General features: G+C 50.9%; 9 protein-coding genes. All 9 read left to right on the top strand.

Annotated features, from left to right (window positions below):
• Positions 1 to 79: 79 nt before the first annotated feature.
• The gene (locus GC102_RS18600) at positions 80 to 1,108 is read left to right on the top strand and encodes a zinc-dependent alcohol dehydrogenase (protein WP_171690855.1); all 1,029 of its coding nucleotides are present in this window, start codon (positions 80 to 82) and stop codon (positions 1,106 to 1,108) included.
• 15 nt (positions 1,109 to 1,123) lie between these two features.
• The gene (locus tag GC102_RS18595) at positions 1,124 to 2,083 is read left to right on the top strand and encodes an ABC transporter permease (protein ID WP_246320985.1); all 960 of its coding nucleotides are present in this window, start codon (positions 1,124 to 1,126) and stop codon (positions 2,081 to 2,083) included.
• Between the two features lie 13 nt (positions 2,084 to 2,096).
• Entirely contained in the window at positions 2,097 to 2,984 is an 888-nt protein-coding gene (locus GC102_RS18590) for a carbohydrate ABC transporter permease (RefSeq protein ID WP_171690854.1), read from the top strand.
• A 188-nt stretch (positions 2,985 to 3,172) separates the two neighbouring features.
• Complete coding sequence (locus tag GC102_RS18585; RefSeq protein WP_171690853.1) at positions 3,173 to 4,774, top strand: type 2 periplasmic-binding domain-containing protein; 1,602 nt, start codon at positions 3,173 to 3,175, stop codon at positions 4,772 to 4,774.
• Between the two features lie 516 nt (positions 4,775 to 5,290).
• Positions 5,291 to 6,127 (top strand): SDR family NAD(P)-dependent oxidoreductase, encoded by an 837-nt coding sequence (locus GC102_RS18580; RefSeq protein ID WP_171690852.1) that lies wholly within the window; start codon positions 5,291 to 5,293, stop codon positions 6,125 to 6,127.
• A gap of 36 nt (positions 6,128 to 6,163) precedes the next feature.
• A complete protein-coding gene (locus tag GC102_RS18575; protein WP_171690851.1) occupies positions 6,164 to 7,891 on the top strand; it encodes an IlvD/Edd family dehydratase in 1,728 nt (575 codons plus the stop codon).
• A 52-nt stretch (positions 7,892 to 7,943) separates the two neighbouring features.
• A complete protein-coding gene (locus GC102_RS18570) occupies positions 7,944 to 10,355 on the top strand; it encodes a putative phage tail protein (protein ID WP_171690850.1) in 2,412 nt (803 codons plus the stop codon).
• Positions 10,356 to 10,520: 165 nt separating this feature from the next.
• Positions 10,521 to 11,900, top strand: a complete 1,380-nt coding sequence (locus tag GC102_RS18565; RefSeq protein WP_171690849.1) for an extracellular solute-binding protein — start codon at positions 10,521 to 10,523, stop codon at positions 11,898 to 11,900.
• Positions 11,901 to 11,934: 34 nt separating this feature from the next.
• Positions 11,935 to 12,147 (top strand): twin-arginine translocase TatA/TatE family subunit, encoded by a 213-nt coding sequence (locus tag GC102_RS18560; RefSeq protein WP_312883316.1) that lies wholly within the window; start codon positions 11,935 to 11,937, stop codon positions 12,145 to 12,147.
• Positions 12,148 to 12,149 lie beyond the last annotated feature (2 nt).

The raw sequence follows: 12,149 nt of genomic DNA, 5'->3' as shown, positions 1-12,149 counted from the left end.
AAACAAATCACAAAAGGTAATTGATGTTCTTTCTAGTGCATTTATTAAATCAGATACAAACCAGAAAGAGGTAGACATAATGAAAGCAGTAAAAGGCATAAACGGGTCAGCACAATTATTAGAACTTCCGAACCCGGAAATGATATCTCAATTCGTCAAAGTGAGAACGGATTATTCCGTCGTGAGCGTAGGTACCGAGCTGATGATGATACAAAATAATGGGGATGCAAATTTGGGCTACAGCGCAAGCGGCATTGTAATGGAGGTCGGGGAGGGGGTGACTCATGTCGTTCCCGGACAACGAGTCGCTTGTTATGGAGTACCTGCCCACCGAGAGTTTCTTCTCGTACCGAAGTATTTGGTAGCGCCGATACCGGAAGGCGTCACACAGCAGGAAGCCGCATTTGTCGGTATCGGCGCGATTGCGATTCATGCCCTGCGTCAAGCTGAACTGAGCTTCGGAGAAACGATTATCATAGCGGGGCTTGGCATACTAGGGCAGGTGATCGCCCGAATCGCGCATGCAGCGTCCTACAGGGTGATTGGTTTAGAGCTGATGGAGGAACGGTGCCGCACACTCGAAGCAATCGGGGCGATAGCCTGCCGCTCACGAGATGAACTTCAGAGGGTCGTTGAATCTGATCCTTCCATTATCGGTGCGGATGCTGTCATGCTCTGTGCGAGCAATCGGAAGTACAGTATGATGGATGATGCGATTGGTTGGCTGCGTGACCGAGGTCGTGTGGTGATTGTCGGGGACACAGGAACGGAATTCGATCGGGATCTGCTTTTTATGAAAGAAGCTAGTGTACATATCTCACGTGCGGGCGGCCCCGGACGCTATGAGGATACCTATGAGCAGCGAGGGGTCGATTACCCGATAGGCTACGTTCGCTGGACCGAGGGCAGAAATATGGGGGAGTTCTTACGTTTGATGGCGCAGAAGCGAATTGATATTCAATCGCTCATCACCAATGAATGTGCACTCGACGACTTGCCCTCCATGTATCAAAGCTGCTTAGAAAAACCGCAGAAATCAATGGGGATTGTCGTTCGATACGCCAAACCAGATCCCGCTCAACTATCGGATTCCTTTGACAAACTATGAAGGGGGTGATGGGAAATGCGAGCAAACGTTAATGCGATTTCCGAAGACCATACCGTAAAGAAACGGATGAGCACTCATTTTTCGAAAACATTTCTCCGCTATAAATGGCTGTATTTACTTATGGTTCCGGGAATCGCCTATTACATCATTTATCACTATGTGCCGATGTTCGGACTTGTAATCGCGTTTAAGAAGTATAACCTGATGAAGGGATTATGGGGAAGTGAATGGGTTGGGTTCGACAACTTTCGGATGATATTCTCGTCGCCGGAATTTCCGAGTCTGATGCGTAATACGATCCTGATCAGCGTGTACCGCATTTTGTTCAATATGCTTCCAGACGTTATGTTGGCCCTTATACTTAATGAGATTCGTGCTCCATGGTTTAAAAGGGTCGTGCAGACGATCACGTATGGACCTCACTTCTTGTCGTGGATTATTGTGTACGGTCTTGTATTTTCTTTCTTTGCACCAGGAGCGGGGCTGGTTACGACGTTCTTTCGCGATATGGGCTGGGGAGAACTGGATGTGCTTGCCAACTCGGAATATTTCCGTCCGCTGCTAGTCACGTCGGATATTTGGAAAAGCACCGGTTTCGGTGCAATCATCTATTTGGCAGCACTGGCCTCGATCAACCACGAATTGTATGAAGCGGCCGTCGTCGACGGCGCTGGCCGCTGGAGGCAGATGTGGCATATTACGCTGCCAGGTATTCGCGAAGTGTTCATTTTACTGTTGATCTTACGGATCGGGCATATTATGGATGCTGGCTTCGAGCAGGTATACATTTTCCTGAACGCTCGTGTTTACGATGTTGGTGACATTCTGGACACCTGGATTTTCCGTCGTGGTATTGAGCAAATGGAATTCAGTGTTCCGGCGGCCATGGGCGTGTTCAAATCAGTGATCGGTCTGGTACTCGTTATTGGAGCGAACAAACTGGCCAAAAAAGTCGGCGGGTCCGGCATCTGGTAAAGGAGGCATCGTTATGCCATTCATACTCAAGAAAACCAAATCAGACCGCATCGTGGATGCCGTTCTTTACACCGTGCTCGCACTTTTCTGTTTGGCGACACTGTTTCCGATCTATTTTGTTTTCGTCATGTCGATCACGCCTTATACGGAAGTACTCAAGAACGGCGGTTTTATCATATTACCGCATGCCGTCACGTTCGATGCGTTCAAAACGATTTTTTCCAGTAATACTGTTCCCAAAGCGCTTCAAGTGACGATATTTATCACGGTCGTCGGCACGGCATGCAATCTGGCGATTACAACGATGCTGGCTTATCCGTTATCGAAGAAATTTCTGCCAGGGCGCAACATCGTTCTGATGGGCATCGTGTTCACCATGCTGTTCTCGGGCGGCATCATACCGATCTACCTGACCGTCAAGGCAACCGGCTTGATGGATACGCTCTGGGCACTTATCATTCCGGGTCTCGTCTCGTCGTTTAATATTCTGATCATGAAGACTTTCTTCGAAGGTCTTCCGTACGAAATCGAGGAGGCGGCGAAGGTGGATGGCTGCAGTGATATCGGTACGCTCATTCGAATCGTGCTGCCGCTCTCGATGCCGATTATGGCAACACTCGGACTGTTTTACGGTGTAAATCACTGGAACGCGTACTTCGGCGGGGTCATGTATTTGAATGACCGTAGTCTGTATCCGCTGCAGGTCGTGCTGCGCAACATGATTGTGTCGCCAGCCATCAGCCAGGAGCTTGCGGTTCCGCAATCTTCGCTGAACACGATGCCGCCGGAAACGATCAAGATGGCGACCGTTGTGGTAGCAATCGTACCGGTTCTGATCATTTATCCGTTCCTGCAAAAATATTTCGTCAAGGGCATGCTGCTGGGTGCCGTCAAAGGGTAAGCCTGGTAGCGGCTTTACTGTAAGGCAGTTTTGAAAACCGCTTATTTTGAATGGGGAGGTGACAAGTTGGGGGGAGGATCTGCAGCGGTTTGCGATCAAACGATTCGAATTAATTTACTGACGTAAGTAATTGTGCTTGATGGTGGTTTATTCTCATTCTTCGAAAACGAATTAGGGAGGTCATTAGTTTGAAAACGTTTTCAAAAGTAACTGCCGTATTATTGGCGTCTACACTCGTGCTTGCTGCATGCTCGGATGCGAAAGAAGGGGCGTCTCCGTCCCCAGCGGGCAATACGAACGCTTCGTCCAGCCCGGATACCAAGAAGGAAAAGCTTGATCTGAAATGGATGGTCATTGCGGACGCAAGTTCCCAGCTTCCTTCGGCTGATAAAGATTTCGTGAAGAATGCGATCGAAGAGAAGTTCAATGTCACTCTGAAAATGAATTACTTGCCGCTCGGTCAAGACTACACCAACAAGCTGAATACAATGATCGCTTCCGGCGACATTTCGGACGTTTTCTACGCAGAAGGCGTACCTTCCAACAACTACATTCGGGACGGAGTCGCGCGCGACTTGACCGGAATTGTCACACCAGCGAAAATGCCGAACTACTTTAAAAACTGGGTAACCGAAGCCAATTTGAAATCGTATCAGGTGCAAAGCGCGTTTAAGCGTGCGCCCGTTCCGTATGAAACGAGTTACTACCGTACTTTCTATATTCGAAAAGACTGGCTCGAGAAGCTTAACTTGAAAATGCCGACGAACTACGATGAACTCGTCAGCGTCATGAAAGCCTTCACGTTCAACGATCCGGACGGCAACGGCAAGAACGACACATACGGTTTTACAGCGGCAGGCGGCGGCGCAAGTGTTTCGATGGACTTCCCGGAATTCTTGAATAACGGCTTGGTCGGTGACACTTACGTAGAAGGCGACCAGTTCATCGACGTCCGTTCCGACATCCGCATGCAAAATGTTCTTGCCGATATAAAGAAACTGCTTGATCTGAAGGTTGTAGATCCAGATTGGTTCCTGAACAAATACGGCCAACACTTTGACAAAGCGGCGCAAGGCAAAGCGGGCATCGTGATCGGTCAAGGCAGAGACCTTGCTTTCGATAACAACCCGGCAGGCCTGCAAATGAAATCCAAGCAAGCGGGTCAAGCGACCGCAGATTGGCAGCCGTTCCATCCGTGGGAAAAAACCGGCACATGGGTCGAAACGATTCCAGGCAATCCGTTCCTGATCAGCTCCAAAGCTTCCGATGCGAAAGTGCAGCGCTCGATCGAAATTCTCGACTGGCTCGCCGGCGAAGAAGGCTTTCTGCTGACGCGATATGGCAAAGAAGGCGTTCATTATAAGCGCAGCGGTAAGACGATAGAAGTCAATCAAGATGCTTATAAAAAAGACATAATCGACAACAACAACTTCCTTGAAATATACGGTTGGTTCACGCCTCGTAAACCTGAGGTATTCGGGCTTAATGTCGTCGACCCGAAAATTACCGAGCGCGATAAGAAAATCGTCGAGAAAATTAACTCGTACAAAATTCTTCCGTCCGTTGGTACCGCCCTCACTGTCAAGGAAGGCATGGATCTAGGCGCAATGCGTAAGCGAATGAACGAGCTGCACGTACAAGTCGTGTATAAAGATAAGGATGCTTCCAGTTGGCCGCAATATCGCCAAGAGATCATGACGAAATTCGGCGGTAAAGCGATTTTCGACAACTATGCCGAACTTGCTTCTACGGCGAAAGGCAAAACGATTAAGTTCAAATCGGAAAACTAGTACGCTATCGTCGTTTGGGTCAAAGTCAGAGTGGCCAATGATCCACATGTTCGCCACTTTGATGGTGCTGAGAAGTCGATTTTCGGCTTCTCAGACTCAACTGACGAGCTTCGGCTTGCCGAGCTCTCGCTGAAAGTGCGATTTCCGCGCCTATTTGTTCGGAGGTGCCTGATTAAGCGCGTTTTCCGCGCTTAATCAGGCACGGACGTGCGGGATGGTCTGCTGAGAAGTCGATTTTCGGCTTCTCAGACTCAACAGACGAGCTTCGGCTTGCGGAGCTTTCTCTGAAAGCGCGATTTCAGCGCCTATTTGATCGGAGGTGCCTGATTAAGCGCGATTTCAGCGCTTAATCGTCACGGACGTGCGGGATGGTCTGCTGAGAAGTCGATTTTCGGCTTCTCAGACTCAACTGACGAGCCCCGGCTCGCCGAGCTCTCGCTGAAAGCGCGATTTCCGCGTCTATTTGTTCGGAGGTGCCTGGTTAAGCGCGGTTTCCGCGCTTAATCAGGCACGGATGTGCGGGACTGTCTTTTAGATGATCCCTACTGCAACAGAAGGGAGGCTTTTAACGTGCGTTTGCAAGGAAAACGGGCACTGATTACGGGGAGTGCCAGAGGTATTGGTCAAGGCATCGCCGATAAATTCGTGCAGGAGGGGGCAAGCGTTGTACTGCTTGACTACCGAGCGGATCAGCTTGAAGTATCCGCAGACACGATCCGGAGACTTGCGTTAGAACGGGGGCAAGTAGCTCAGGTCGCAACGGTTGTCTGTGATTTGAGTGTACCGGAGCAGGTGGATAATGCTGCACAATCGGCTTGGGACTGCTGGGCCGGCATCGACATTCTGGTGAACAACGCGGGCATCGCAACGCGCGAGCCGTTTGTAGACATTCCGTTGTCACGTTGGCAGCAGGTGATCAACATCAACTTGAACGCAATGTTCCAACTGAGTCAATGGGTGGCCAAGAAGATGATCGCGAGTGCAGTAAAGGGTTCGATCGTCAATATGGCCTCGAAGAACGGTTTGGCCGGTAGCGCTGTATTGGCTCACTACAACGCATCGAAAGGCGGTGTTGTTCTGCTTACACAATCGATGGCCGTTGATCTGGCCGGAAATGGCATTCGCGTCAATGCGGTTGCCCCCGGTTTCATCGATACGCCGCTTGACCGCGAGTTGAAGGAGAAATCGGATGGGCTGCTTACGCTGACCGAACGTACGCCGATGCGCCGGCTAGGAACCATAGAGGAAGTGGCGAACACTTTTCTGTTTCTGGCATCCGACGAGGCGTCCTACATTACGGGAACGACGCTTGTTGTAGATGGCGGCCATCTCGCCAATGCCAGCGATTTGTAAACATATCGAGACAACGTTCAGGGAGGACTTACGAACATGGCGGAACAGGACAATAATCTGGGAACAAACGGTGAAGACAAACTTCGTGGAGAAAAATATTTTAACGATACGGGACTTTGGGGGTTTATCCATCGTTCGTTCACGAAATCAATGGGCTACACAGACGACGATTTGAAAAAGCCGGTCATCGGCATTTGCAACACGTTCAGCGAGCTGAACAAATGCCACTCCCACTTTCGAGAGCTGACCGAATACGTCAAGCGCGGTGTTTGGCAGGCGGGCGGTCTGCCGATGGAGTTCCCGACCATTTCGATCGGCGAGCCTTACGTGAAGCCGACCACGATGCTGCTGCGCAATCTGATGGCGATGGATACGGAAGAAATGGTAAAAGCCCATCCAATCGATGGCGTCGTGCTGATCGGCGGTTGCGACAAGACGGTACCGGCGCAGCTTATGGCTGCTGTCAGCGCCAACATACCAGCGATTGTGCTTACGGGTGGGCCGATGCTGAACGGCAAATTAAACGGGCAAACGCTTGGTGCCTGCACAGACTGTTATCAGTTTACGCTCGAACATAAAGCGGGCAACATAACAGATGAGCAGCTCACGGTCGCCGAGAATGCAATTTGCCGCAGTGACGGGCACTGCATGGTGATGGGCACAGCCAGCACAATGGCAGCGATCGCCGAAGCGCTTGGTATGGCGCTTCCGGGCTGTGCGGCAATTCCTGCGCCAGATTCCAGGCGCCGCCATATGTCGGAGCAGACCGGCAAACAGATCGTTGAACTCGTCCGTCGCAACATCCGTCCGCGTGACATCATTACGCAGGAATCACTGGACAACGCGATTCGTGTTACGATGGCGTGCGCAGGCTCGACCAACGCGATCATCCATTTGGTAGCCATCGCGGGACGGCTCGGCTACCGACTGCCGCTTGAACGCTTCGACGAAATCAGCGCAACGACGCCGTTTATTCTCAATGTCCGTCCATCCGGGAAATACCAGATGGAGGAGTTTTTCGAAGCTGGCGGCGTACCGTCGCTCATGAAGGAGATTGAGCCGCTGCTGAACGGTGATTGTTTGACGGTTACAGGCCAAAGCGTTACCGAAAACCTGCGAGGCGTGCTGGTCCCCGACCGGGAACTGATTTATCCGCTGGAGCAGCCCATTGCCCCACAAGGAGGCATTGCCGTGCTGCGCGGAAACCTCGCCCCGAACGGCGCGCTGATCAAGCAAACGGCGGTTTCACCGCATCTCAAAAAGCACCGTGGCCGAGCCGTCGTCTTCGAATCGCCAGCCGATCTGAACGCACGGATCGACGATCCGAACTTGGACGTCGATGAGAACAGCGTACTCGTGCTGAAAAATGCCGGACCGAAAGGCGCCCCGGCAATGCCGGAAATCGGGCAAATCCCGATTCCACAAAAGCTGTTGAAACGCGGCGTGCGCGATATGGTGCGAATTTCCGATGCCCGCATCAGCGGCACTTCGTACGGCACTTTGATTGTGCACGTTGCTCCGGAAGCAGCCATCGGCGGACCGCTTGGGCTCGTGCGGAACGGCGATGATATCGAGCTCGATATCGACATGCGCAAGCTGGAGCTTCACGTAGATGAAGAGACGCTCCGTGAACGCAAAGCGGAGTGGCAGGCCCCTACCCCTGCGTACGATCGCGGATACGGACTTCTGTTCTTGGAGCGTGTGCTTCAAGCGGACGAGGGATGCGATTTCGACTTCCTGCTGCCGCCAGAGCTTCGCAAATAGCAAATAAGTACTGGGCTTACCTAACCCCCTTACGAAAAGGAGCTGTTGAACGATGTTCTTCCTAAATGACAAAAAGGAAAAATCGAATGCGACAAACGTAAGCAACGAGGAGAATCTGACGAACGATAAGGCAAACGAAACCATCAGTAGACGAAAAGTGTTGGCAACGATAGGACTTGGCGGCGCTATGTTGGCTGGCAGCGCCTTAGCCCCCCGGTTCGCCTCGGCTGATAACGCACAATCGAACAGCAATGGGGATACTCAGGTGCTGCGGGTCAACAACGTGGAGGAGCTGAAATCCCTACCATCAGGCCAGCTAACGGACGGCCTGTATGTGTTCGTTGGCGGCTACAACAACAACGGCGACGGAGGTGGCAAGCTGGTTCGCTTTGTGGAGGGGAGCACTAAAGCTGATAACGGCGGCACGGTGCACAGGCCGACGAAAGGCAGTAGGGGACGCGAGCAAAATGACGATGATAAGGGGCATAAGCCGCCTAAAGGTGAAGGCTGCTTTGAAGTCATACATAACGGCGTGGGAGATTTCCGTTGGTTCGGGATTTTCGACGGGAGCAAGAATGCAGATGATGCACTGGATGCGCTAATCAACGATCTTTCGATTCATCGTGTCGAAGCACACTCGGACCTGAACTTCGTGAAGCGCCATGTGTTCCATCGCAGCGACATCGAGGTTGATTTCCACGGCCATACGGTGACGACCGTGGGAATCGAGCTGAACACGTTGGACAATCCATTCGGAGCCGTCCTTTTTTTCCAAGGAGTTATAACCGGTGTGACACAAATCGTGACGCTAACGGAAGATTTATCTGAATACTCAGACATTTTTGAAGTGGCTGATTCGTCGATCTTCGAGGTTGACAGCTGGTGGCACACGCAAATAAAGAACAATCCAAGCGGAGGGGCGCAGCGCGAGCTCGATTACCTGATCAAAGTAACGGAAATTCTTGATGCCACTCACGTCCGCTTCAATTATAAGCTTGGCTGGCAGCTTGCCAAAGGACGTCCGATTACCTATAAAAAGATCAACCCAGCCTTCCGCTGCAATGTGCGGAACATGAGTTTTATCGGCATACCGGTACCGCCTAACGGTACTAGCCTCAGACCATTCCCGACTTGGGACCAGATTGGATCGAACCCAGTCGCGTACGAATTCGCGGTCGAATGCGATGCATCAGGCATCAAGGCTACCAAAGTGTTCTGGCCGGTCGTCATGCGGAGATACAACACCCATTTTGTAACGGAACGCTGTCAATTGATGAACCCAGAAGAACGCGATTGGGGTGGAACTGGCTATTTGACGCAGCAGATCAACGTGCTGTACGGGCATGTCAGAGATTGCAACACGAGCAACGCGCGTCATTTGAATGACTTTACATGCGCTGCCTATTGCATGGTTGAGAACTGCCATGGTGACGGTGATGAGTACGGCCCGTTCGTCACGCACGGCCAATTCGAGCACGATCTGACGTACATCAACAACTCCGGTCTGTTGTCGTTCGCGAACAGCGGTACGACCTGGGGTGACAGCGCCAAGCGGGTGACGGTTAAGAAGCATATCGCATCGCGGATCGTCGCGCACAAGCGGTTGACTGACCTGACGCTTGAAGATTGCCATGCCGTCGTGACATACACGAAGCCCGGGGTGAAAATGGCGAATTCCGGTTCATTCTGGGTCAACATGGACGGCCTGCAAATGAGGGGCTGCACCGCGCAAGAGATGGTAACGATATCGAAGAGCTCCTCCCGCGGCAAAAGGAAAAACATTATCGACAGCTGTTCCTTCGGCATGCTGAAGGGGTATGAAATCGCCCGTCCGATTCGCTCGGGGACGACGCAGGTTGGTTTTACGCCGAGCAACGGGGAGTTGACGATCCTTAACAGTGAATTTTACAACGTCGAGGACGTCACCCTCGGAAGTATCAATAAGCTGACACTCATTAATACGTGGTTTAAGGGTTTGCCTCAGGTGGGAGGCACGGTCAAGGTCGGCACCCGTGAAATTATCATGCAGGGAGGCGGACTAGTGGATTGCTGCTTCTTATTCACAGGCGCTTGGGACAAGGTTGGCGACGTCAACAATGCGAAGAATAAGCCCGATCAGTGGGTCACGATCGACGGTGGCGCCGTATTTAGCGGAGTGAATGGTGAGAAGGCATTCCTGAAGAGCGTGGATCCGTCCAATGTCGTTACCTGGAATTTCGGGAACTACACGAGTATCGCAGCGGATGTGAACACGGGACATTTCCACATTCAAGGCGGAACGAACAAGTTGAAAGCGATCGGTTCCCATTTTACGAGTGGTAAATATGAAGTGGCGGATGGTGCATTCGGAAATAGCACGTACTTCTTCATGACGTCTTGCGTGGAAGAGGGAGTCAACCGAGCAGCGCTGCCGACAGAAAATGAAACGGTGAAACACAGTGTAGGCAATTTTTCAATTATTTAAAATTTACGGGATTCACGACATACAGGCATAGTTATGTCGTGAATCCTAAGTACATTGACATGCAATAGTGGAACATTGCTATAATGACTTATATCAATGCGGATACAGGATGCGTCCATTTATTCCTGTTCTTGACAGTGTATCGGATGGAAAAGAGGTCTATAGATGGAAGAACGGACAACTCGCAAATCGTCACGCGAGCGGTTGAGTGAACTCGTCAACACGCTGCGGGAAGAAATATTGACAGGAAAGCGGTCGGTAGGCGAATATTTGCCTTCCGAAAAAACATTCGCTGCGCAATTCAATTTAAGCAACCAATCTGTGCGAAAAGGACTCGAAGTCCTTGTCGCAGAAGGGCTGATCGAGAAAATACCGCGTGTCGGAACCAAGGTTGTTGGTCCTCCGGACGGCGCTTTCGTCACTGTGAAGCTAGGCTTCCATAGCTCCGTCACCGGCGAGGCGGATATTCACCGGCTGCTTTCCCTTTTTCAAAAGGAAAACCCGCATATTCGGGTACAAGCAGTGCCTACATCCAGCGACAGCTACAGTTATATCAGCGATTACTTGTCCAGCGGCATTCTCGATGTAGTCATGATGAACTTTAAGAATTTTCAGGAATGTGTGGAAAACGGAGATGAAGGATTGCTGGAGCCGATGGAACGCAATCCAGAGATATATTCGTTCTTGTCAGACGCATTTAAAGTGGATGGCCGGCAGCTCGTTCAGCCGTTTATTTTTTCACCGCTTATTCTCTGTTATAACCGGGAACACTTTCAAGCAGCTAATTTGTCCGAGCCAGATAGCAGTTGGCAGTGGAAGGATCTGATCGAATATTCGTCACGGCTTGCCATTCCGAATGAACGGCTTGGCTTTCACTGCGACTTGTATTCATCGAACCGTTGGCCTCTTCTTCTGCTGCAAACCGGAGGGAAATTCGAGCGGCATGAAGACGGTCGACTTAAGCTTGCCGGTACGCATATGATGGATGCGCTTCGCTACTGCGGGGAGATGAAGCATAGTATTCCATCTTTATCGGAAGGGATTACGACAGGCGAATCGGAGCTGCTTCTGGCCAAAGGCAAAGCGTCGATGATCATGACCAGTTACTTTTATTTAAATTATTTACTTGGCGAGCGATTGTCCTTTGATATCGCGCCCGTACCGCATTTTGGTACGCCAATGACGATGCTGCTTAACACGGGGTTTGCTGTCAACCGTCAGTCGCAGGTCAAGGACGCCGCCGTTAAGTTGGTGGAATTTTTAACCAGTAGTAAGGCCCAACTTTTCGTTCGGCAGAACACATACAGTCTTCCAGCCAGAAAGTCGGCCGCAGAGTGGGTAGGGGAAGAGAAACGCTATCTTCCTTCTAGATTTTCGCTATTTCGCGAAACGATACCCGGCTTTAGATATTTCACGGACTTAGCGATTAGCGCGAGAGAACTATCCGAAATAAACCAGGAACTAAAGATGTATTGGGCCGGCTTGGAAACCGAAGAGGTCCTGTGTTCACATATCGAAGAGCGTCTAACCGTTAGTTCCTTATAAGATGAGTACCTTTAACCAAAAAGGGGTGAGTTTTGTGCCGCATTTTAGTGCTTCAACTATTATGTTAATAGTTATAACTGCACTTGTATTGTTCGGCCCCAGCAAGCTGCCAGAATTAGGTCGTGCGTTTGGCAAGACCTTGAAGGAGTTTAAAAAAGGAACCAAGGAATTAATAGGGGACGATGAATCACACCCTCCACTGCAGACTCGTAAGGAAACTCGTGTGGAAGAAGCCAACAAACTTTAAAC

Origin of the sequence: Paenibacillus germinis, assembly GCF_013141785.1 — a bacterium.
Classification (GTDB): Bacteria; Bacillota; Bacilli; order Paenibacillales; family NBRC-103111; genus Paenibacillus_E; species Paenibacillus_E phytorum.
The sequence above is the reverse complement of the archived record's forward strand: the minus strand, read 5'-3'. Positions and strand labels throughout refer to the sequence as shown.